We start from the raw sequence: 22,171 nt of genomic DNA on the forward strand, positions 1-22,171 counted from the left end.
GCCATGAAACGGATGAGCGCCGAACAGGCGGCAGAAATTATCCAGCACGATGATATGGTGGCGTTCAGCGGCTTTACCCCCGCGGGTTCGCCAAAAGCGTTACCCACCGCAATTGCCCAACGCGCCTGCGAACGGCATCAGGACGGGCAGCCTTTTCAGATCCGCCTGTTGACCGGGGCGTCAATTGGCGCCGCCGCTGATGATGCACTATCCGCGGCGGATGCCGTTTCCTGGCGTGCGCCTTATCAAACCTCATCTGGCCTGCGCGAGAAAATTAACCAGGGCCAGGTGAGGTTTGTCGATCTCCATTTGAGCGAAGTCGCGCAGATGGTTAATTACGGCTTTTTTGGCGAAATCGATGTTGCCGTCATTGAAGCCTCCGCCATTGCGCCGGATGGCCGGATTTGGCTTTCCAGCGGTATTGGCAATGCGCCCACCTGGCTGCTGCGGGCGAAAAAGGTGATTATCGAGTTGAATCATTACCATAATCCACGCGTGGCTGAGTTTGCCGACATCGTAATACCCGGCGCACCGCCGCGGCGTAACAGCGTGCCCATATTTCATACCATGGATCGCGTGGGCAGTCAGTGCGTGCAGATAGACCCCAGGAAAGTGGTCGCGGTGGTGGATACCGAGCTGCCCGATGCCGGGAATGCGTCGGATAAAACCAATCCGGTCAGCCAACAAATTGCCGATAACGTCGTCACTTTCCTACTGGCAGAAATGGCGCACAAACGCATTCCAGCAGAGTTTCTGCCCTTACAAAGCGGCGTGGGCAATATCAACAACGCGGTAATGGCGCGACTGGGGGAGAATCCGGATATTCCGCCCTTTATGATGTATTCAGAGGTGTTACAGGAATCGGTGGTGCATCTGCTGGAAACGGGCAAGATCACCGGTGCCAGCGCCTCCAGCCTGACCATCTCAGCCCCGTCGCTACAGAAGATTTACGACAATATGGACTTCTTCGCCAGCCGAATTGTGCTGCGCCCGCAGGAGATCTCCAATAACCCGGAAATCATCCGTCGGCTGGGGGTCATTGCGCTCAACGTTGGGCTTGAGTTTGATATCTACGGCCATGCCAATTCCACGCACGTTGCGGGCGTGAACCTGATGAACGGGATCGGCGGCAGCGGGGATTTCGAGCGCAACGCCTACCTGTCTATCTTTATGGCGCCGTCGATTGCCAAAGGCGGGAAAATCTCAACCATCGTGCCGATGTGCAGCCATGTCGACCACAGCGAACATAGCGTTAAAGTGATCGTGACCGAACAAGGGATTGCCGATCTGCGTGGGTTATCTCCGATGCAGCGGGCGCACACGATTATCGATAACTGTGCGCATCCCCTTTACCGGGACTACCTGCACCGCTATCTGGAAAAAGCACCCGGCGGGCATATCCATCACGATCTCAGCCATGCGTTCGATCTGCATCGCAACCTTCTCGAGACAGGATCGATGCTCGGTTAACTTGCCGTACCGTCACGATCTTCAGCAATATGCTGGAGCATGGTGCCGGTATAACGATGATTTTTCAGAGAATAGAGAAACTCCTGCATATACATGGGGCTGCCGGGCGCGTCGAAATACTTTAGCGTCGACGGATTCACCAGCCGCCAGGCAAAATGAGGAATCACCGTCAAAAACTGCCCGCGTTCCACCGCGCTAATCTTGGCCATAAAGCTGTACGGACGGTAGATAATCGTCGGATTGATCCCGCAGGGCCGCATGTAAGCATCCAGCATTGCCTCAAAGTTGGCGCGATTCTGGAAGCGCATTTGCAGCCAGGGTAGCTCGCGCAGCAGATCCTGCGGCTGTTTCTCTTCGTAGCGCCGGGAAACGAGAAACCCCAGACGTAGCGGAGGCAGTTCGCTGATCGCCAGATTTTCCAACTCCTGTACGCGGGGGGAAACGTGCTGTGGCGAGATAATGAAATCCAGTTTGCGGTCGAACAGATTATCAATCACCCCATTCTCACTGAATTCAACGGCCTGGGCCGTCACGCCGTCATATTTATCGCCAAGGCTAATCAACTGGTCAAAAATAATCGTTGGATAAGTATTATCGATACCGATGACGATTTCCCGCGAGCGACAAGAGGCGTTATGGATTTCATTATCAATGGCAGAGAGGCGCTGATAGACGGGAAACAGCTTCTGATACAGCTCCTGTCCGGCTTTATTCAGGCTGATGTTGTTATCTTTACGGGTAAACAGCGTATAGCCGATTTGATCTTCCAGTGCAGCAATGCTTTTACCGAAAGGCGATGCGGTCATATGTATTTTTTCTGCCGCTCTGGCGATGTTATTGGTTTGCGCCAGCAGAATGAAATTACGCATCTTTTTCGAGATAAAAATATCCATAGCGTCCCCTTAAAAATCGCTATGGCCTATCCTCATTACCACGAAAAAAAAGACTGAATGTGAGGTCTCATTTTTACAGTTGCTCACAGAAAAAACCGGCTGGAATGTTTTGTCGGCCTGATGAGACGCGTAAGCATCGCCATCAGGCTAAAATCTTGCCGGATGGCGACTTACGCCTTATCAAGACTACTTATTGGTTACTGTAGGCTCAATCTGGAAGACGACATCAACCTGATCGTCAAACTGAATAACCGGCTGTTCGTAGGTTTCCTGAGCGGAGGTTGCAGGCGCTGCATCTGCTTTCATCATCCGTACCATCGGGCTCGGTTGATAATTGGAAACGTGGTAACGCACACTGTAAACGGGACCCAGTTTGCTATTAAAGCCCGCGGCCAGCTGTTCAGCCTGATGAACAGCATCATCAATCGCCGCTTTACGCGCTTTGTCTTTGTAAGCATCCGGCTGGGCAACGCCCAGCGATACCGAACGAATCTCATTCAGACCGGCCTTCAGCGCGCCATCAAGCAGAGCGTTGAGTTTGTCCAACTGACGCAGCGTGACTTCAACGGTGCGCACTGCACGATAACCTTTGAGGATGCTTTTACCGTTCTGGTAGTCGTAGTCCGGCTGCGTACGCAAGTTTGCAGCGCTAATGTCTTTCTTCGCTATCTGGTTCTGTTCAAGGAAAGACAGATATTGCGCCACGCGCTCATCGGCCTGCTTCTTCGCGGAAGCCGCATCCTTTGCAGCAACGTTCACTTCAATCGCCAGGGTGGCGATGTCTGGTGTTGCATCTACGCTTGCCGTTCCGGAAGTCACGATGTGCGGTCCATTTGGCAACTCATTTGCCTGTACCGATAGTGCGCTGAATCCGACTAATGCCGCCAGGGCCATTATTTTGAACTTCACGGTCGTTCCTCCATGTTTCATTAATTACCCCAAAACTCAGGGCACATGCAGGCAAGCTTAGCCGATCTCGCTGCGTTGTCCATCAGACAACACTTAGTTGAACAGCGCATGAACGTGCGCAACACCTTCTTTTGCCAGCTGAAAAGCGATAAACCACATCACTAATCCTACCAGCGTATTGATGATGCGCTGTGCTTTCGCAGTTCGCAGACGCGGTGCCAGCCAGGCCGCCAGCAATGCCAGACCGAAGAACCACAGGAACGAAGCGCTGACGGTTCCCAGTGCAAACCAGCGTTTAGGCTCAACGTCCAGTTGCCCCCCCAGACTCCCGAGCACCACAAAGGTATCCAGGTAAACATGTGGGTTGAGCCATGTCACCGCCAGCATAGTGGCGATGATTTTCCAGCGCCCCTGCTTCATCACCTCGGCGCTGGCCAGTTCCAGATTACTGCTCATCGCCGTTTTTAGCGCACCGAATCCGTAGCAGAGTAAAAATGCGACCCCGCCCCAGGTGACCAGCGCCATCAGCCATGGCGACTGCATCAGCAAGGCGCTACCGCCGAAGATCCCCGCGCAAATCAGCACTAAGTCACTGATAGCGCAGAGTAAAGCAATCATGATGTGATACTGACGACGGATCCCCTGGTTCATCACGAAGGCATTTTGTGGACCAAGCGGAAGTATCATGGCTGCACCAAGCGCAAGCCCTTGAAAATAGTAGGATAACATGTAAAGCATCTCACATAATTGTCTTGTGGGCAGACTATACTGCGCGGGATTCATTAGAGGAAATGGATAATATTAATCAGTAATTAGCATTATTAATAATACCGCGCACACTCCCCTCCATATTCAGTCTCTGACAATAGCGATTGTGCGTTACCCGAGGTATGCTGAAAGATAAGTCTGTCTATACCAAAGGAATGGGTATGAAGCATAACGCGAACATTTTTCTCTTCTGTGCCTCGCTGGTAGTTACCAGTTTGTGGCCCACTGTCGCCAGCGCAGACAGAACGCTGCGCTATACCGATCACGAGCCATATGGCAACATGCGTACCCGGCTCATAAAAGAGACTTTTTTTCGCGCGATCGAACAAGAGTCGCTTGGACGTTTGAAAATCGACGCTCACTGGAACGGCGAGCTGTCCACCAGCTATGACGCCTTAAAAACGATCGGCCAGGGCAGCGTGGCGGATATGGGGATCGTGGTCCCTGAGTACACGCCCGAACAACTGCCGCGACACCAGATTTTTAAGAGCTTCCCCCTCGGACCGGGTCGTGGTGAAGCGCAGGTTAACGCCTTTCAGCGGATTTTCCGCGAGTATCGCCAGTTTGGTCGCGAGCTGGAAAACAACAATCTGGTGAATCTTCAGTTTTTCCTCGGCTATCCGGTTGGATTTTTTACTACCAAGCCGAACGTCGATTTGGCACAGCTGAATGCAAGCCAATGGCGGACCGCCAGCTTTTGGCATCAATCATTTTTACGCAACGCGGGCGGCGTGCCGGTCAGCATGCCATGGAATGAAAAAATTACCGATGCGCTTCAGACCGGACAGCTTGACGGCCTGATGGTTAACCTCGACAGCGGAGATGATATCCATGCCCAGCGGGCGGCCCCCTATATTCAGCTCTCCCCTTCGCTCTGGCTCGGACACGTTTATCTTCTGGTGATGAATAAAGACGTCTGGGATAGCCTGGATGTGAAAGATCGCGCAGCCATCAATCGGGCCGCCGCCATGACGCAAAAGCGTATTGGCGCAGTGCAGGACGCAAGCCTGACCGCAATGGCGAAAAAGATGGCAAAAGAGGGCGCACACGTTCACTACCTGAGCAACAGCGAGCTGAATGCGTGGCAAGCCGCTACCGGTTATCAGCACGTTCAGGCCGAATGGATTGCTCAACAGGAAAGTAAAGGAATAAGCGATGTTGGCGAGCTGATGCAGGGTGTCAGCGCAATTCTTAACAAGACGAGATAAATCAACGCCCGCCTCTCTCTGGCGGGCGTTTTTAGCTGAAGTTACTCGGTCGCGTTCTCTTTCACGCGTTTAAAGTTCACATCCATCTGCGGGTACGGGAAGCTGATACCGTTGGCGTCAAACTCGCGCTTAATACGCTCCAGTACATCCCAGTAGACGCTTTGCAGATCGCTGCTGTTGCTCCAGACGCGTACGACGAAATTAATCGAGGATGCGCCCAGCTCATTCAGGCGTACCGTCATTTCACGGTCTTTTAGGATGCGATCTTCAGACTGGATGATATCAGTGAGGATTTTTTTCACCTGATCGATATCAGAGTCGTAGGCCACGCCGATAATAAATTCGTTACGACGGACCGGCTCGCGAGAGAAGTTAATGATGTTCCCGGCAATGATTTTACCGTTTGGGATCACCACAATCTTACCGTCTACGGTACGCATAGTTGTGGAGAAAATCTGCACGTTAAGCACGGTTCCCGCAACGCCGCCAAGGTCTACATATTCACCCGCGCGGAACGGACGGAACATCACCAGAAGCACGCCTGCGGCGAGGTTGGACAGCGACCCTTGCAGCGCCAGACCGACAGCTAAACCTGCGGCACCGAGAACGGCGATCACGGAGGCAGTTTGCACCCCAACGCGACCCAGCGCGGCAATCAGCGTGAAAGCGATAATACCGTAGCGCACCAGTGCAGAAAGAAAGTCGGCAACGGTGGCATCAATTTTACGCGCCAGCATCAGGCGGTTAACGGTGTTTGATACGATACGCGCCACGATCATACCGATAATGACAATCGCGAGAGCCGCAACGATGTTGACGGCATAGCTCAACAGTAGCTCCTGATTGCGGACCAGCCAGGTGCCCGCACCGTTTATGCTGTCGACAACATTCAAATCTTCCATTCAATATTCCTTGAGCATGTCAAAAAAATTACGAGATCAATCTCACGAAAACACCCTATTAAAGGTAAACAAAAAAGACCGAATCTGCCATTTTTTCAACATGATCCCTTAAAAAACCGCCGTAAACTCAGTTCTCCGCCGGTCGGTCGACCATCCGCAGGAACCCGCTCACCAGAGAATCTTTTTGCTTAAAAATGTCCGCAATTTCACTGACCACCTTTCCGCTGCCCGCATTCTTCCAGGCAATCGAGAGCGGCGATGGCTGGCGCGGATTAATCACCTCACGGGCAACCAGTGCCCCGGATTCAACATAAGGACGACACATCCGCTCGGGTAAAAAACCGACGCCAAGCCCGCTTAAATGACAGGCCAGCTTAGTGCTGAGATCCGGCACTTTGATCTCCTTTTGTCCGCTAAGCAGCCAGGCGACGCGGCGCGTAAGCGTACGCGAGGTATCTTCAATATTGATAGCCGGATAGCGGCGCAGCATATCGTCTGACAGTACCGGCACTGGATGGCTGGCCAGCGGGTGATTTTGCGCTACCACAAACCGCCAACTGATATCTCCCAGCGGCAACAGAGAGATATTATTGGAGAGCGATTCCGATCCGGTGACGCCAATCGCCAATTGGAAATCGTCATACAGTAGCGAATCCCACACGCCCATATAGACCTGTCGGGAAATTTGAAATCGGGTGAAGGGAAATTGTTGGTGCAGCCAGGTCAGTAAATCTGCCGTGGTCTGCGGCTGGTACAGCAGATTGTTGATAACGATGTTCACCTGCCGTTCAACGCCCGCGTTGATCTGCTGAAGCTCGTCCGGCATTGCATCCAGCCAGTTAAGCCACTGTCGACAATGCTCAAGCAGATGTTGTCCGGCTAGCGTCAGACTGACGGAGCGGGTTGTACGTAAAAAGAGCTGCGTCCCCACCTGCTCTTCCAGCGTTTTAATGCGATAGCTAATCGCCGCGGGCGTTTTATGCAGGGAGCTGGCCGCGCGGGAAAAACTCTCCGTCTGTGCAACCCGAATAAAAGTGCGTATTGTTTCCTGATCGAGCATGCGTTCCCCTTGAGTCGACCACCTGTAACCACCGTTGCGCTATCGCGATTCCCAGCAATATGTCCGCCCCCGAGGAGTGCCCGACAGCAAGCAGGCGTCTGATTGCAGAATGCGGATCGCGTCCGGACTGTAAACCACGTATCACCTTCTGTAGCGGCGTTGAAAATTCGCCCACTCTGGCGCTGTTCAGATAGCTACAGCTTACTGACGTGGTGAGCGGCACAAGTTGCTCCGTCGGGGGTAAAAAATAGCGCAATTTGGCAGAAAGCCCCGCAGCATACAGCACAGCCAGCATCCCCGTCAGCATATCATCGCCGCTGGGCGTCAGTCCTGGGCCGTATCCGATCAGCCAGCGCCAGTCAGGCGTCACGCCACGATGCCAGCACTCAAGTTGCTCAATGATTTCAGGGTAGTGCAACATCGTATTGAGTGGCTGATTCAGCGCTCCGGAAAGACCACTGTGTTGAGTGCAAAAAGAGAGAGCGACAGGGGCAAGTACGGCAGGATCCAGCGACATCCGGAGTGTGCGACGCGAGCAAAGCGCTATACCCTGTCCCCGCAGGATGCTCCCCTGTTTGATAAGTCGTTCAATATGCGCCACGCGGGAAAACTGTGTGGTGCTCAGCAGCATGCCCGTCGGTCCCATCCCCTTTCCGTAGCGAAACAGCGTCAACAGCTCGCCGTCAGGACGGCAAAAATTAATCGCCTGCGAGAAGCGGCTGTGCAACCTCCATTCGCCATCGGGAAGTCGATAAAAACCCGCGCTGGCTAATGCCTTAATCGTCACCATCGATACACTCCAGGACACTGGATGGCAGGGAGAGCGCCCGAGCCGGCCTACGGAATGAACTCATTCGCAGGCCGGATAAAACGCAACTGCGTCGCCTTCCGGCAACGTTGTTATGCCGTGATGTGATGCAGTTCCGCCAGCGCTTCAAGCGCTTTTTCAAAACAGAGCAGCGGTGCGCGAACGGTGCCCGCCCCCACCTGGCCGATCCCCGCATCCTTGTGAGCAATACCGGTGTTAATCAGCGGCGTAATCCCCGTTTCCACGACGCGACGGATATCCAGCCCCAGACATGCCCCTTTGAAATCCCATGACGGGATCTGGAACAGCGGACTGTTGGCAAGATAGATCTCCGCCATCTCTTCCGATGTCTCCAGCGCAGCCCCCATGCCACCCGCGCCAACGAAGCGCGTTACGCCCGGTGCGGCGATCATCGCAGCACCGCCAATCCCCAGCGTTTCCGTGATGGCACTGTCGCCGATATCCGGATTGGCATCAGTCTGGCTATAGCCGGTAAAGAACAGCCCCTGCGGCGTGTTCACCGGCGCGGTAAACCAACGATCGCCTGTGCCGCTCACGCGAATACCGAAATCACGGCCGTTACGCGTCATGGCGGTCACCACAGAACCTGCTTTAATTTCCGCCGCCGCATCCATAACGGCTTTACTGTAGGCCATTGCCAGGTTAAGGAAGAACTGGTCGGTGACGCTCAGGAATTGCAACACCTCAATGATTTCCGCCTTCGGACGCGCCAGTCCGGCAATCACCGGAGAAAGCGTGCGTAGCAGCAGAGAAGAGGCCGCAATATTACGTTGGTGGAACTCATCGCCCATCGTGATAGCCTGCGCCATCAGTGCCGTCAGATCGACGCCGTTTTCCATCTGCGAGAGCGCTTCCTGCAATACCGGCGCCAGCGTATCACGCATCCAGCGCAGACGTTTCTGCACGTCATCGCCGTAAGCGCCAAAGCGCATCACTTTGCCGATCCCCTCATTGAGGTTGCAGCAGGCCTGATTGCCGTGGACGATATCACGCACGACCAGCACCGGCATATTGGCGGACGTAATACCACCCATCGGACCGACCGCGCCAACGTGGTGGCAAGGAATAAACTCGACCTCTCCCTGCTCCAGCATCCGCAGGGCATCTTCCTCCGTGACCGCCCAGCCTTCAAACAGCGATGCGCCAATACAGGCTCCGCGCATTGGGCCAGTCATCTCTCCCCAGGCAATCGGCGGACCAGCGTGCAGTAATTTGCGTCCAGAAGATAATTCGGCCACCGCTTCTTTTGCAGGACGCACGGCAACCCAGTGGGGGCGTGCAGCTTTAATTCGTTCGATAATGGCTTCGTTGGCCTGTGCAATAGATGAATACATATCCGTACCTCTGAACTTAATGTAACTGTTTGAGTAAGTTGGCAAGACGGGCGTTGCCACCGGCAACAGGCGCCCACTGATAATGCACAACCGGCGTACCGCTACTTTGCAGATCCAGCGCGAAGCTGCGCAATCCGGCGTTGATAACCTGTACGCCCGCAAGAAGCGCGCTATGCGTCTGTGGAATATTGTGATTCTGGTGATGCGTCAGGCTAACGGCGAGCAGTACCGCCTCTTCGAGGGTTTCTACCACGGCAACCCCGGCTTCACGGAGTTTCTCTTCCTGCTCGCTGCGGCCCTGCGGATCGCCCTCGGTTCCGGTCAGAGTAGCAATCACCACCAGCGGCGCAGTGCGTTTGGCGCGCACTTGATCTACCGCCTCAACAACCGCCCCCGCTGGATCGGCGCAGGCGCCATAGCCCAGTACGACATCCAGCAGCAGTACCCCTACATCCGGAAACGCGGCCAGTTTTTCGATTTCAATGCTGCGGGTGGTTGGGTCAATCATCGGATGCGGTCTGCCCAGGGTGTAGCTGTCGTCCCCGAGGTCGACAATACGATGACCACCAGCGTCCAGCATCACGCCCTGGTCGTGGCTTTCACTCACGGGAACCCCCAGCCCCGCTGAGAGCAGCATGGCGGCTTCCGCGGCCAGCGTCCCCCCGGCATACAGGCCGTAAATCCCTTTGCCTGCCACTTCCGGCTGAGCCCGTCTCTGCTGCGCCACGCGCATCAGCAGCACCGCCAGCCGCGCGGCATCAGAAAGTGAATTCGCCAGCCAGACGTTTCCTTCGCGACGCTGCTCCGGCTTGCTGCCCAGAAACAGCGCGACAACCGGTTTCCCCACCTTTTGCATCGCAGCAATAATGCGGGTTCGCACCTGCGGAGACGGCGGCTTGGAGACAAAAGCCATTACCCGCGTGGCATCATCCGCAGCCAGCATCTCCAGCGCGGTCAATGCGCTGATACCGCCCACGTCAGCGCTCAGGTCACGTCCCCCCAGGCCAATCGCATGGCTAATGCCCTGCTGATGCAGCGCAATCTGCGAGGTAATTTCCTGAATACCAGTGCCTGACGCGCCAATCACGCCAATCCCGCCTTCAGGCAGGACGTTGGCAAAAGCTAATGGGCTTCCGGCAATCATCGCCGTTCCGCAGTCTGGTCCCATGACGATCAGCCCGCGCTCGCGGGCCATGGTTTTCAGCTCAACTTCCTGCTCCAGCGGTACGTTATCGGAAAACAACATGACGTTTTTATTGGCCTGCAACCCCTCTCTGGCAACAGATGCGGCATATTCTCCGGCGACGGAGACCAGCAGAAGATTGGCCTGAGGTAATTTCTGGCACGCGCTTTCGAAGCGGCGAGCTTTCACCAGATGATGTGAACTCCCCGACGCGTTGGCGATCGCGCTTAGCTCTTTCTCCAGTTGCTCACGAATCAAATCCAGGATCTCAGGCTGCTCACCTTCGGTTCTGACCGCCACACAAATATCATTTGGCGTGGCATCGGCAAAGTCGTCGTGCCAGAACCCTGTGGAATCCAGCATCGATTTATTGGCTGGTGTTCCCATCATGACCGAAACCTGATCAACTTCCGGGCGCTCACTGAGTTTTCGGGAAATGATCATCAGGCTGACGGAATCCTGAAAACTTCCCTTTTTAATAAAGGCGTAAATCATTACCACTACCTCTTTATGTGCGTTGTTCTTTTAAAAACAGCATTGCGAATAAACCAATAGCCAGCAGTACGGCTGAAACATAGAAACTGGAAGCCAGGCTTCCGGTCATATCACGTGCAGCCCCGGCAATAATCGGTGCCAGAATGGATGAACTCATGCCAATAAAATTAAATAAGCCAAATGCGGTGCTGTAATTATTTTCATCCACGCTGTCGGCTACCAAGGCAACCAGTACCGGATCCAGCGCCAGTTTACCCACCAGACCATAGACACACAGCGCAGTGATAACACCTGTCATATTCGGCATCCAAATAATTGACAACATGCTGATAATCGCGACCGGCACCAGGAACATAATTAAAGGTTTACGCTTGCCTAATTTGTCAGACAGGCTGGAGAATAGCAGCGCCCCAGGAATGGAAATCCAGGCCACCAGCGAAGAGATAAATCCGGTTTCGCTGCCAGCGATACCCCGTTCATTTTGCAGATAATAGGGAAGCCAGGTCAGGATAACGAAGAAACCGAACAGGCTACAGAACACCATAATATAGGTGATAATTAAATTACGGTTTTTCAGCAGATCGCTGAATTTACCCTTTTTAACCGGCGCGCCATCGGCGTCGGCAGTACGTTTCTTCTCTTTCACAAATAGCCAGATAGCCACCCCAACCAGCACGGATGGAACCGCCATCGCATAGAATGGCATCCGCCATGAATATCCCTGATCGTATACCAGCCAGCTTGAGGTCATCAGCCCCAGCGCAATACCAAAAGCCATACCGCTGTTGATGATTGCGCTGCCAAGAGAGCGGTACTTCTTCGGGATCTGCTCAGAGGAAAGACCGTATTGCGGACCATAATAGGTTCCTTCACCCGCCCCCGTCACCACGCGGGCAAACAGCAGGGTGTACCAACTTTTTGCCCAGCCGGTTACCGCGGTGAAAACACCAAAAAGAATAAACCCCGGAACCAGCACCTTTTTCTTACCAATTTTGTCACCCAGAATTCCGGCAGGTACCTGAAGTAATGCGTAAGAAAAATAGAACACAGAATTAAGAATACCCAATTGTGTGCCGCTTAAGCCAAATTCTTTTTCTAATTCGCCCATCACCGGATTGAGCACCGTGCGGTCGGCATACATAAAAATCCATCCCAGCCAGAACAGAAAAACGGTGACCCACCAGGCCGGTATTCCTCTTTTCTTTGTGGCCTCAGCCACTTCATATGAACCAGACATAATTAATCTCCCGGTAATCATTACCGCTGAATACCTCATGTTATCTGACAGGATACGTGAGGTTTGATGTTTTAACTGCGTCTACCATATCGGGGTAAAAATTCATTTCATTTGAACAAAATCACACAAAATCCATTGTTATAAATTCCTGGGAACTGGCCGCAACATTATTAAAAAAAGTCTAATAATCACTTTCAAAGCAATTTAAATAAAGAGACAGAAAACATCATTAATTATCGAGATATTTTTACAGGTATTTAAGTTGTCGACCTTATCACATAATAAAAGCGATAAAACGCTATGTTGACCACGAGATATTTTTCACAATGAGGTCATTAATGAAAAAGAAGATTGTCATTGCGCTTGGCGGCAATGCCTTATTACAGCGCGGAGAAATTTTGAGTGCAGAAAACCAGCAGCGTAGTATTCAGGTATTTGCCGAAATGGCATCCGAATTAGCCCGTGATTATCAACTGGTCATTGTTCATGGCAACGGTCCTCAGGTTGGTCTGCTGGCGCTACAGAACGCGGCTTACAAAGAGTCCCCGGCCTGGCCGCTGGACATTCTGGTTGCGGAAAGTCAGGGGATGATCGGTTTTGCCATTGCCCAGGCGCTGGCGTCATCCACGGGTAACGCGCCCGTGACGACGCTGATGACCCGCGTTGAGGTCGATCCGCAGGATGACGCTTTCTCAACCCCCGGTAAATATATCGGCCCCGTCTACCAGCCGGATCAACAGACAGAGCTGGAAGAACGCTATGGCTGGCAGATGAAAGCGGATGGGCAATATATTCGCCGCGTGGTTCCCTCCCCGACACCGCTAAAAATTCTCGACAGTGATGCCATCTGCACGTTGATGGATGCGGGACACATGGTGATTTGCTGTGGCGGTGGTGGTATTCCGGTCATTGCGCAAGGCGATGGCTATCAGGGAACCGAAGCCGTCATTGATAAGGATTTGACCGCTGCCGTGCTGGCGCAATCCATTAACGCTGACCACCTGCTGATCCTGACGGACGCCGATGCCGTGTATGAAAACTGGGGAACCCCCCAGGCGCGTGCGCTACGACATGTCACACCAGAAGAGCTGGCGCCGTTTGCCGCGCCTGACGGTGCAATGGGCCCGAAAGCGGCGGCGGTGATACAGTTTGTCAAACAGACCGGAAACGCAGCATTTATCGGCGCCCTGAAGGATGCGCCGCAGGTCCTGGCGGGTGAAAAAGGAACCTGCGTTATGCAGTAAAAAAAATGGCTTCCCAAAGGAAGCCATTTTTACTGTCCGCAGACGGAATTACAGAACGTCAACCGCGTTCAGTTCTTTGAAAGCCTGTTCCAGACGGGTGATCATAGTTGCCTGACCAGCACGCAGCCATACGCGCGGATCGTAGTATTTCTTGTTCGGCTGATCTTCGCCTTTCGGGTTGCCCAACTGACCCTGCAGGTAAGCTTCGTTTGCTTTGTAGTAGTTCAGAACGCCTTCCCAGGTAGCCCATTGGGTATCGGTGTCGATGTTCATTTTCACTACGCCGTAGCTTACGGAGTCTTTGATTTCCTGAGCAGTAGAACCGGAACCACCGTGGAAGACGAAGTTCAGGCTGTTATGCGGCAGGTTATGTTTCTTAGAAACATAGTCCTGAGAGTCGCGCAGGATGGTCGGGGTCAGAACTACGTTACCCGGCTTGTAAACGCCGTGTACGTTACCGAAGGACGCTGCGATGGTGAAACGCGGGCTGATTTTGCTCAGCTCGGTGTATGCGTAGTCAACGTCTTCCGGTTGGGTGTACAGTGCAGAAGCGTCCATGTGGCTGTTGTCCACGCCATCTTCTTCACCACCGGTGCAACCCAGTTCGATTTCCAGAGTCATGCCCATTTTGGACATGCGCGCCAGGTATTTGGAGCAGATTTCGATGTTCTCTTCCAGAGACTCTTCAGACAGGTCGATCATGTGAGAAGAGAACAGCGGTTTGCCAGTTGCTGCGAAGTGTTTTTCACCCGCGTCCAGCAGACCGTCGATCCACGGCAGCAGTTTCTTCGCGCAGTGGTCAGTGTGCAGGATAACCGGAACACCATAGTGTTCAGCCATCTGGTGAACGTGATGCGCACCAGAGATAGCACCCAGGATTGCAGCGCCCTGAGGAACGTCAGACTTCACGCCTTTACCCGCGATGAAAGAAGCACCACCGTTGGAGAACTGGACGATGACCGGCGCTTTAACTTTTGCAGCGGTTTCCAGAACGGCGTTGATGGAGTCGGTACCAACGCAGTTAACAGCTGGCAGAGCAAAGTTGTTTTCTTTAGCTACCTGGAAAACTTTCTGTACGTCATCACCAGTGATTACGCCTGGTTTTACGAAATCAAAAATTTTAGACATGTTGCGAGTCCTGTATCTTCGGCCTTGGAAAGGGGGCGCGCTCGACAGCGCGCTAATAATTGGGCAGGTTTCCCTGCCCATCAATGTCTTACTTTTTAGCACGCTCTTCGAGCATGGCTACTGCTGGCAGTACTTTGCCTTCCACGAATTCGAGGAATGCGCCGCCGCCAGTAGAGATGTAGGAGATTTTGTCAGCAATGCCGAACAGGTCGATTGCTGCCAGGGTGTCACCGCCGCCTGCGATAGAGAATGCTTCGCTGTCTGCGATAGCATTAGCAACGATTTCAGTACCTTTGCGGAAGTTCGGGAATTCGAACACGCCAACCGGGCCGTTCCACAGAATGGTTTTCGCATTCTTCAGGATGTCAGCCAGCTGCTGTGCAGAAGCGTCGCCGATATCCAGGATCTGCTCGTCTTCTTTTACATCGCTAACGGATTTAAGCGTAGCCGGTGCAGTTTCAGAGAATTCAGTCGCTACGCGAACGTCAGTCGGGACCGGGATATCGCAAGTCGTCAGCAGACGCTTAGCTTCATCAACCAGGTCAGCTTCGTACAGGGATTTGCCGACGTTGTGGCCTTGAGCAGCAACGAAGGTGTTCGCGATACCACCACCAACGATCAGCTGGTCAGCGATTTTTGACAGAGAGTCCAGAACGGTCAGTTTGGTAGAAACTTTAGAACCACCAACGATAGCCACCATCGGACGAGCAGGTTCTTTCAGCGCTTTACCCAGCGCATCCAGCTCAGCAGCCAGCAGCGGACCAGCGCAAGCTACGTCGGCGAATTTACCGATACCGTGGGTAGAAGCCTGTGCACGGTGAGCGGTACCGAAAGCGTCCATTACGAATACGTCGCACAGCGCAGCGTATTTTTTGGACAGTGCTTCGTCGTCTTTCTTCTCGCCTTTGTTGAAGCGAACGTTTTCCAGAACAACCAGTTCACCGGCAGCGACTTCAACGCCGTCCAGGTAATCTTTTACCAGGCGAACCGGAGCAGACAGTTTGTCTTTCAGGTAGTTAACAACCGGCAGCAGAGAGAATTCTTCGTTGTACTCGCCTTCGGTAGGACGACCCAGGTGGGAAGTTACCATCACTTTAGCACCCTGTTTCAGGGCCAGTTCGATGGTCGGCAGGGAAGCACGGATACGCGCATCGCTGGTTACTTTCCCTTCTTTAACTGGTACGTTCAGGTCCGCACGGATAAAAACGCGTTTACCAGCCAGATCCAGATCGGTCATCTTAATTACAGACATGGTGAATCCTCTCGTTGATTCATAAAGTTTTGTCGACGCTCAAGCGTCGAGCCTGAAACCAATAGCAGCCATCGCTAACGTTGTGTCGAGCATACGGTTAGCAAAGCCCCATTCATTATCACACCAGACCAGCGTTTTGATCAGGTGAGCGCCACTCACGCGCGTTTGCGTACCATCAACGATGGCGCTGTGCGGGTCGTGGTTAAAATCTACAGAGACCAACGGTAATTCCGTATAGTCAACTATACCATGAAATGCACCTTGTGCTGCTTTTTGCAGCAACTGGTTGACTTCACTGGCTTTTACTGGTTTTTTCACCGTCACGCTTAAGTCGATCGCCGTCACATTTATGGTCGGTACACGCACCGCAATCGCTTCAAAACGATCGTTAAACTGCGGGAAAATTCGCGTGATTCCCGCCGCCAGTTTGGTATCAACCGGAATAATAGACTGGCTGGCCGCTCGCGTGCGACGCAGGTCAGGATGATAGGCATCAATAACCTGCTGATCGTGCATCGCGGAGTGGATCGTGGTGACGGTACCAGACTCAATGCCGTAAGCATCATCCAGCAATTTAATGACGGGTATTATGCAATTCGTGGTGCAGGAGGCGTTGGAAACGATCCGGTGTTCAGCGCGGAGCTGATCCTGATTAACGCCATACACAACGGTTGCGTCGATGTCGTGACTACCAGGATGTGAAAAGAGCACTTTTTTTGCACCAGCGGCAATATGCGCCTCGCCGTGTTCGCGGTTGCCGAAAACCCCCGTACAGTCCAGCACAACGTCGACACTCAGTTCGCGCCAGGGAAGCGCATCGAGCGTTCGCTCATGCAGAATGCGGATCGCGTCATCGCCAACGATGAGCTGGTCACGTTCCTGACGAACATCCCAGGCAAAACGTCCATGGCTGGTGTCATATTTCAACAAATGCGCCATGCCTGCAGCATCCGCCAGTTCGTTGATTGCCACCACGGTGATTTCCGCCCGACGCCCGGATTCATACAAAGCACGAACCACGTTGCGTCCGATGCGACCGAAACCATTAATCGCTACGCGTACGGTCATAGGTCTCCTGCAAGGATTTCTCAGAAACGATGTGGCAGACAGAGTAATGCAGCAAATCGCTCAGGGAAACCTTACCTGTCGCAAACTGCGACTAATTGGTTAATTGTCGAACATTTAATCGACTGAAACGCTTCAGCTAGAATAAGCGAAACGCGGAATAAAAGGAATGATTGTCCAGCCAAAGAAAACAGTTATCTGACGTACATCACACTTTTCCCGCTAAGACCGGGGGAAATTATTCCAGTAAGCCGTAATAATCATTACGGCTTAACAGGAATAATTGGCCTTCACGCTATCCGATATTCACCAGATTCCAGCATCTCCAGCGTCAGGTCACCTGGCAGACTCGCTTCCAGTACCCGATGAACATTCGGTCCGTCGGTACGCTCATAAAACGCCTCAGCGTCAGCTTGTGATAGTCCGCCCGCCAGTTTACGGCCTACCAGTCGTGTACGGAGCGCGTTGGCAGGAGCACGAATAAACAGCGAGTAATCACAAAACTCAGCTAACGCCCGCCACCTTTCATCATCGCGTAATAACCAGTTGCCTTCCACAATCACAATCGGCGCGCTCACTGTTATGGCCGCTTCTACCGGATCGTGTTTTTGCCGGTCGTACTGTGGCCAGGTGCCCTCCCCTTCCCTTATCAGACGTAGATTCTGCGCAAGCTTATCCACATCAAAGGTTTCCGGCGCACCTTTGTATGCTCGCAGGTTATGAGCATCCAGCCAGGTGTTGTAGTGATGGAAGCCATCCATCGGCAGCGTCTGGATCTCCGGCAGGCCAGGATCCTGACGGGAGAGATATTCCCAGAAGGTGGTCAGCGTCGATTTACCCGTACCAGGCGGTGCGCTGAGAAAAACGATCGTTCGTCGCTGCGGGTGAGTGGCATGTATTTTTGCCAGCTGTTGTAATAACGGTTTGTGGACGTTCTCTATCTCATCATCACGGTAATGTGCTTCAACCTGTAGCCCATTCACCGTTAGTTTGATTTTCACGGCGTTAATTCCTTTAAAATCGCCGTCACTGCCAGCGTCATTGCCGTCTTGACCATTGCGCTAAAGCGCACTTCGGACCACGCAGCAAAGTCGGCAAATTTCATCGACTCCAGCGCACCGTAGAGCGTTGCGTTGCGGGTGATACTGTTCACGTTGCTGACAAAATCCCAGGTAATGTCATCGGCAAAACCGGGGATATTATCCTGCTCGTTCAGGTACTGATAAAACTGAGAGAAATGGGTGATGTCGGCATAAAGCCATTTATCCATTTTTCCCAACGCATAAATCAGACGTAACGCAACGTCGATATCGTCAAGCGGTCCACTCTGGGCGAGTAACGGCTTCACTGCATATTCCACGATCTCTTCATCGTTATTAACGAACAGCGACGGTAGAAAGCGCTTAATGCCCTGGAGCAAAATGTTATGTGCCGTCGTCATAAACGAGAGTAAATTATTTTGAGCATCCAGTTGCTCAAGCACATCGTCTTCTGTCAGCGTCGTCATTCGTTTCTCGATAAATCACCATGAATGCAGAGAGTCTATTATATTACACGTTCGATCCGCGCCGCCGATCAGTAAAGTTTGCGTGCGCACACCATTCGCAACCTGTTGGATCCCTTTCACAAGATCGCCACCCGTGACCCCTGTCGCGCTAAAGAGGATCTTATTTCCCCCTACCAGTTCGTCCAGCGCGTAGATCCGGTTGATCGCAACGCCCATTTCCGCGCAGCGCTGATGTTCCTGTGCCGCAATCAGACGATTATCTGCGTTATTTCCTTTCGCTTCACAAAAATCAATCAGTTCAGCCTGCATATCGCCCCCCAGCGCTTTAACCGCACAGGCTGAAATAACCCCTTCAGGCGCGCCGCCAATTGTATACATCAGATCATAAGGATTCTCCTGCATACAGGCCAGCACGCTGGCGGCCACGTCGCCGTCGGGCAGAGCAAAGACCTTTACGCCAAGCCGTGTCGCCTCGGCAATCGCTGGTTGAAGGCGCGGCTTATCCAGCGTCACCATCCGCAGTCGCTTCAGCGGTTTACCCAACGCCTCTGCCACATTACGCAGATTATCTGCCAACGGCAGCGCCAGATTAATCGCCCCTTTCGCAAACCGATTAACAACCAGTTTTTTCATGTACATATCAGGGGCGTGTAACAAACTACCGCGAGGGGCAAACGCCATGACGGCCAGCGCATTGCTTTGCCCCATAGCCACCATTCGGGTTCCTTCGATAGGATCAACGGCGATATCTACCTCAGGTCCGGTGCCGGTTCCCACTTCCTCACCAATCCACAGCATCGGGGCTTGATCAATCTCCCCTTCGCCAATAACGATGCGTCCGCGAATGGCAATACAGTTCAATGCTTCCCGCATTGCCGTCACAGCCAGACCATCAATCTTGTTTTTATCGCCGCACCCGGTTTGCGGCCAGGCTGCCAGTGCAGCCTGCTCCGTGATACGAAATAGCGGCCATGCCAGCGACATCATATCGCCGCCTCCCCGATATCAACGCCAAAGTGTGCCAAAAGGTATTTTTCTGCCTTTTCATTCCAGATACCGTGCGTCTCCTCCACCAGCAGCGCCAGTTCTTTGAATAATGGGTCAGTTTTCCCTTTCTCGGCAAAATCAGCAATGGCGGTTAGTGGCATGGTAACGCCGTTATATATCAGCTTCTTACCGCCGGGGATCGCCGGTAAATTCAATACAGTTTCCGGAACTGCATCAAGGCCGCCAATGTGCGTCACCATAAAAGACGGTTGCAGTTGGCCAGTTGCACTGAGCGCAATGGCCTCTTTCATATCATCCGTTGAACCACCGGATGTCCCGACAACGTGAGTGCTGTTGTAGTGCACGTTATAAAAATTAAACGGCACTTTGAAGTTACTGTCCGTAGGGCCGGCAAAAAAATTCAGGCAACCATCTTCCGCGAGTAAATCATCAGCCATCTCAACAACTGCAGGCACTGCCGCATACACAAAGACATCATCAAAACCTGCGTCATGAGTTAACGCTCGCAGCATCGCTGTCGGAGAATCCATGCCAGTAGTATTCACATAGATGAGCTCAATCCCCTTTTCAGCCGCCAACTCAACGGGCAACAGTTTTTTAGCTTGCGCCAGTCGTGCTTCGTCAATATCGACCACCACCACGCGCGACGGCTGAATATTCCCGTTAATGGCATAATCTATTGCACCAATACCCATCGGCCCGGCGCAGGCCAGAAGCGCAATGTTCCCCCCTGGCTTAATCCCCATGCGATGCTCATAAACGTAAGGCGTGGTATGAAAATTCGCGTTATACGCCCCAATAATGCAGCACATCGGTTCTGCCAATGAGGCAGCGGCAAAATAAGAGCCGTGGTAAGGCAAAACGCATCCCAGGTTAATCGCCACTTCCGGGATAATCATATATGTCGCATTGCCGCCAAAATATTCATAGCTGTATCCTGCTGAATATCCACTTGGCAATCCCATCGCGGGTTGCAACACAAAACGCTGACCTTTCTTATATTTATCCGTCAGGTTTTTTCCCACCTCAACAATAATACCTGCACATTCATGTCCGGTAATAACCGGATGATTTTCCAGATCGTCCGGTACGCGTTTATGATCGCTCCCCAATGCTGCTGCTTTCCAGGTGGACAAACAAACGCTATCGGATATTACGCTTACTAACAATTCATTATCTGTAATTGCAGGTAGTTCAAACTCGCGGATACGAATATCCTGCTTGCCATATATGGCAGCAACTTTCGTTTTCATATTCACTCCAAAAATAGAAGAAGGCTAGTTCGCAGTAATGCGTTTAAATAAATCATCCAACAATGGGTCACCAATATAGTTCTTAATCAGCACTAATGGCTTTTCACTTACACGTTTAACACGACCTTCAAGACTGGCATGGGTGACAATAATATCGGCATCTTGCGGAACGTTTTCGATAGCATAATGCGTCACAGTAATATTCAATCCCGCTTTCTCCAGACGCTTACGAAATGTGGTTGCCCCCATAGCACTGGAACCCATTCCTGCATCACAGACAAAAGCGACGCGTTTAATGTTTTTGTAAGAGAATTGCCCTTCCTGCTTCATCGCTTTGACGGTTCTGGCTGATTCAGCAAAGTCATCTTCACTTTCTGTTTCAACGTTCTTTTCCATTTTCAGGATGACAGAGGTAATAACAAAAGTAACAACGGTTCCCGCGGTAACTCCTGCAATGGTCGCGAGGAAAGAACCTTTCGGCGTTAATGCCAGATAGGCGAATATAGATCCTGGGCTTGGCCCCGCAACTAACCCACCGTCCAGCAGGTGGAATACCCACGTCCCGGTCATTCCCCCGGCAATCATCGCGATCAGGGTCAGAGGCTTCATCAGCACATACGGGAAATACAGTTCATGAATACCACCGAGGAAGTGGATAATCATGGCGCCTGGCGCAGACTTTTTACTCATCCCTTTGCCAAAGATAGCAAAGCCGAGTAACAAACCTAATCCCGGCCCTGGGTTAGATGCCACCATGAAGAAAATCGATTTTCCCGTTTCAGAAGCTTGCTGCATCCCCAGCGGATAATACACCCCCTGATCGATGGCATTGTTCAGAAAGAGGATTTTTGCCGGCTCATTGATTACGGATAGCAACGGCAGATAGCCCGCATGAACCAACGCTTCAATACACTCCTTCACGAAATTATTGGCAATGAGAACCGCTGGGCCGATAACTTCAAACCCCAGCAAGCATAAAAGCATTCCCGCAATACCAAGAGAGAAATTATTGATAACCATCTCGAAGCCTGCAGGAATGCGTTTTTCCAGCAGACGGTCGATATGCTTAATCACCCAACCGCCAAGCGGCCCCATTACCATCGCGCCAAGGAACATCGGGATATCCGCGCCCACAATAACGCCAATAGAACCAATGCCCCCCATTACCGCACCGCGTTTCCCGCCAACCAGATGTCCCCCTGTGGAGCCAATCATGACGGGCAGTAAATAGGTAATCATCGGACCGACAATTTTGGCGAAATGCTCATTCGGCATCCAACCAGTAGGAATAAATAATGCGGTAATAAAACCCCAGGCAATAAACGCGCCGATGTTGGGAATGACCATTGCCGTCAAAAACCCACCAAAAGCCTGGACTTTGGCACGAGCAGACTTGTTTTCCATAATAATGTCCTGAAAGGAAACC

General features: G+C 52.5%; 20 protein-coding genes. 3 read left to right on the top strand and 17 right to left on the bottom strand.

What is annotated here, in order from left to right; translation table 11 throughout:
* Positions 1-3: 3 nt before the first annotated feature.
* On the top strand, positions 4-1,470 hold the full coding sequence (locus N0B36_RS13615) for an acetyl-CoA hydrolase/transferase family protein (protein WP_149382400.1): 1,467 nt from the start codon (positions 4-6) through the stop codon (positions 1,468-1,470).
* On the opposite strand, the gene srsR is transcribed toward N0B36_RS13615, so the two are convergent.
* The 3 genes from srsR to argO all read right to left on the bottom strand — a co-directional run bounded on the left by srsR (position 1,467) and on the right by argO (position 4,001).
* A complete protein-coding gene (srsR, locus tag N0B36_RS13620; RefSeq protein WP_046274941.1) occupies positions 1,467-2,363 on the bottom strand; it encodes a LysR family transcriptional regulator SrsR in 897 nt (298 codons plus the stop codon). The genes N0B36_RS13615 and srsR overlap by 4 nt on opposite strands.
* Positions 2,364-2,549: 186 nt before the next feature.
* Positions 2,550-3,272: an oxidative stress defense protein gene (locus tag N0B36_RS13625; RefSeq protein ID WP_029139653.1), complete on the bottom strand. Its 723-nt coding sequence runs from the start codon at positions 3,270-3,272 to the stop codon at positions 2,550-2,552.
* Between the two features lie 93 nt (positions 3,273-3,365).
* A complete protein-coding gene (gene argO / locus N0B36_RS13630; RefSeq protein WP_259688490.1) occupies positions 3,366-4,001 on the bottom strand; it encodes an arginine exporter ArgO in 636 nt (211 codons plus the stop codon).
* 200 nt (positions 4,002-4,201) lie between these two features.
* On the opposite strand from argO, the gene dctP reads away from it, so the two are divergent.
* A complete protein-coding gene (gene dctP / locus N0B36_RS13635) occupies positions 4,202-5,248 on the top strand; it encodes a TRAP transporter substrate-binding protein DctP (RefSeq protein ID WP_259688492.1) in 1,047 nt (348 codons plus the stop codon).
* A 41-nt stretch (positions 5,249-5,289) separates the two neighbouring features.
* Here dctP and N0B36_RS13640 read toward each other — a convergent pair whose 3' ends face one another.
* The 6 genes from N0B36_RS13640 to N0B36_RS13665 form a co-directional block, all read right to left on the bottom strand.
* A complete protein-coding gene (locus N0B36_RS13640; protein ID WP_019077645.1) occupies positions 5,290-6,150 on the bottom strand; it encodes a small-conductance mechanosensitive channel MscS in 861 nt (286 codons plus the stop codon).
* Positions 6,151-6,277: 127 nt separating this feature from the next.
* Complete coding sequence (gene allS, locus N0B36_RS13645) at positions 6,278-7,210, bottom strand: HTH-type transcriptional activator AllS (RefSeq protein ID WP_032931810.1); 933 nt, start codon at positions 7,208-7,210, stop codon at positions 6,278-6,280.
* Positions 7,128-8,000, bottom strand: a complete 873-nt coding sequence (locus N0B36_RS13650) for a DUF2877 domain-containing protein (protein ID WP_259688493.1) — start codon at positions 7,998-8,000, stop codon at positions 7,128-7,130. The genes allS and N0B36_RS13650 overlap by 83 nt, the downstream gene beginning before the upstream one ends.
* A gap of 110 nt (positions 8,001-8,110) precedes the next feature.
* Entirely contained in the window at positions 8,111-9,373 is a 1,263-nt protein-coding gene (locus tag N0B36_RS13655) for a DUF1116 domain-containing protein (RefSeq protein WP_047357831.1), read from the bottom strand.
* A 16-nt stretch (positions 9,374-9,389) separates the two neighbouring features.
* On the bottom strand, positions 9,390-11,051 hold the full coding sequence (locus tag N0B36_RS13660; RefSeq protein WP_220221983.1) for an acyl-CoA synthetase FdrA: 1,662 nt from the start codon (positions 11,049-11,051) through the stop codon (positions 9,390-9,392).
* Between the two features lie 13 nt (positions 11,052-11,064).
* Positions 11,065-12,288, bottom strand: coding sequence for an MFS transporter (locus N0B36_RS13665; protein ID WP_016157430.1), 1,224 nt, complete (start codon positions 12,286-12,288; stop codon positions 11,065-11,067).
* Between the two features lie 338 nt (positions 12,289-12,626).
* Here N0B36_RS13665 and N0B36_RS13670 point away from each other — a divergent pair, with 338 nt between their 5' ends.
* Entirely contained in the window at positions 12,627-13,532 is a 906-nt protein-coding gene (locus N0B36_RS13670) for a carbamate kinase (RefSeq protein WP_016154378.1), read from the top strand.
* Between the two features lie 48 nt (positions 13,533-13,580).
* On the opposite strand, the gene fbaA is transcribed toward N0B36_RS13670, so the two are convergent.
* The 8 genes from fbaA to N0B36_RS13710 all read right to left on the bottom strand — a co-directional run bounded on the left by fbaA (position 13,581) and on the right by N0B36_RS13710 (position 22,149).
* Entirely contained in the window at positions 13,581-14,660 is a 1,080-nt protein-coding gene (gene fbaA, locus N0B36_RS13675) for a class II fructose-bisphosphate aldolase (protein ID WP_003027029.1), read from the bottom strand.
* Between the two features lie 88 nt (positions 14,661-14,748).
* The gene (gene pgk / locus N0B36_RS13680) at positions 14,749-15,912 is read right to left on the bottom strand and encodes a phosphoglycerate kinase (RefSeq protein WP_003027032.1); all 1,164 of its coding nucleotides are present in this window, start codon (positions 15,910-15,912) and stop codon (positions 14,749-14,751) included.
* Between the two features lie 39 nt (positions 15,913-15,951).
* The gene (gene epd / locus N0B36_RS13685) at positions 15,952-16,980 is read right to left on the bottom strand and encodes an erythrose-4-phosphate dehydrogenase (RefSeq protein ID WP_016154379.1); all 1,029 of its coding nucleotides are present in this window, start codon (positions 16,978-16,980) and stop codon (positions 15,952-15,954) included.
* 287 nt (positions 16,981-17,267) lie between these two features.
* Positions 17,268-17,978, bottom strand: a complete 711-nt coding sequence (locus tag N0B36_RS13690) for a nucleoside/nucleotide kinase family protein (protein ID WP_216403478.1) — start codon at positions 17,976-17,978, stop codon at positions 17,268-17,270.
* Positions 17,975-18,484, bottom strand: coding sequence for an MltR family transcriptional regulator (locus tag N0B36_RS13695; RefSeq protein ID WP_016154381.1), 510 nt, complete (start codon positions 18,482-18,484; stop codon positions 17,975-17,977). The genes N0B36_RS13690 and N0B36_RS13695 overlap by 4 nt, the downstream gene beginning before the upstream one ends.
* 15 nt (positions 18,485-18,499) lie before the next feature.
* Complete coding sequence (gene glpX / locus N0B36_RS13700) at positions 18,500-19,471, bottom strand: class II fructose-bisphosphatase (RefSeq protein ID WP_047499297.1); 972 nt, start codon at positions 19,469-19,471, stop codon at positions 18,500-18,502.
* Entirely contained in the window at positions 19,468-20,745 is a 1,278-nt protein-coding gene (locus N0B36_RS13705) for a zinc-binding dehydrogenase (protein ID WP_016154383.1), read from the bottom strand. The genes glpX and N0B36_RS13705 overlap by 4 nt, the downstream gene beginning before the upstream one ends.
* 24 nt (positions 20,746-20,769) lie before the next feature.
* Complete coding sequence (locus N0B36_RS13710) at positions 20,770-22,149, bottom strand: PTS mannitol transporter subunit IICB (RefSeq protein ID WP_141875630.1); 1,380 nt, start codon at positions 22,147-22,149, stop codon at positions 20,770-20,772.
* Between the last annotated feature and the right edge of the window lie 22 nt (positions 22,150-22,171).

This window comes from Citrobacter sp. XY323 (assembly GCF_025106035.1).
In the GTDB taxonomy this organism is placed as follows: domain Bacteria; phylum Pseudomonadota; class Gammaproteobacteria; order Enterobacterales; family Enterobacteriaceae; genus Citrobacter; species Citrobacter braakii.

What these genes read in the sequence shown, in the direction of transcription:
- N0B36_RS13615 (WP_149382400.1), top strand. Translation starts at nt 4, where the DNA reads ATGAAACGGATGAGCGCCGAACAGGCGGCAGAAATTATCCAGCACGAT.
- srsR (WP_046274941.1), bottom strand. Translation starts at nt 2,363, where the DNA reads ATGGATATTTTTATCTCGAAAAAGATGCGTAATTTCATTCTGCTGGCG.
- argO (WP_259688490.1), bottom strand. Translation starts at nt 4,001, where the DNA reads ATGTTATCCTACTATTTTCAAGGGCTTGCGCTTGGTGCAGCCATGATA.
- dctP (WP_259688492.1), top strand. Translation starts at nt 4,202, where the DNA reads ATGAAGCATAACGCGAACATTTTTCTCTTCTGTGCCTCGCTGGTAGTT.
- N0B36_RS13640 (WP_019077645.1), bottom strand. Translation starts at nt 6,150, where the DNA reads ATGGAAGATTTGAATGTTGTCGACAGCATAAACGGTGCGGGCACCTGG.
- allS (WP_032931810.1), bottom strand. Translation starts at nt 7,210, where the DNA reads ATGCTCGATCAGGAAACAATACGCACTTTTATTCGGGTTGCACAGACG.
- N0B36_RS13650 (WP_259688493.1), bottom strand. Translation starts at nt 8,000, where the DNA reads ATGGTGACGATTAAGGCATTAGCCAGCGCGGGTTTTTATCGACTTCCC.
- N0B36_RS13655 (WP_047357831.1), bottom strand. Translation starts at nt 9,373, where the DNA reads ATGTATTCATCTATTGCACAGGCCAACGAAGCCATTATCGAACGAATT.
- N0B36_RS13660 (WP_220221983.1), bottom strand. Translation starts at nt 11,051, where the DNA reads ATGATTTACGCCTTTATTAAAAAGGGAAGTTTTCAGGATTCCGTCAGC.
- N0B36_RS13665 (WP_016157430.1), bottom strand. Translation starts at nt 12,288, where the DNA reads ATGTCTGGTTCATATGAAGTGGCTGAGGCCACAAAGAAAAGAGGAATA.
- N0B36_RS13670 (WP_016154378.1), top strand. Translation starts at nt 12,627, where the DNA reads ATGAAAAAGAAGATTGTCATTGCGCTTGGCGGCAATGCCTTATTACAG.
- fbaA (WP_003027029.1), bottom strand. Translation starts at nt 14,660, where the DNA reads ATGTCTAAAATTTTTGATTTCGTAAAACCAGGCGTAATCACTGGTGAT.
- pgk (WP_003027032.1), bottom strand. Translation starts at nt 15,912, where the DNA reads ATGTCTGTAATTAAGATGACCGATCTGGATCTGGCTGGTAAACGCGTT.
- epd (WP_016154379.1), bottom strand. Translation starts at nt 16,980, where the DNA reads ATGACCGTACGCGTAGCGATTAATGGTTTCGGTCGCATCGGACGCAAC.
- N0B36_RS13695 (WP_016154381.1), bottom strand. Translation starts at nt 18,484, where the DNA reads ATGACGACGCTGACAGAAGACGATGTGCTTGAGCAACTGGATGCTCAA.
- glpX (WP_047499297.1), bottom strand. Translation starts at nt 19,471, where the DNA reads ATGATGTCGCTGGCATGGCCGCTATTTCGTATCACGGAGCAGGCTGCA.
- N0B36_RS13705 (WP_016154383.1), bottom strand. Translation starts at nt 20,745, where the DNA reads ATGAAAACGAAAGTTGCTGCCATATATGGCAAGCAGGATATTCGTATC.
- N0B36_RS13710 (WP_141875630.1), bottom strand. Translation starts at nt 22,149, where the DNA reads ATGGAAAACAAGTCTGCTCGTGCCAAAGTCCAGGCTTTTGGTGGGTTT.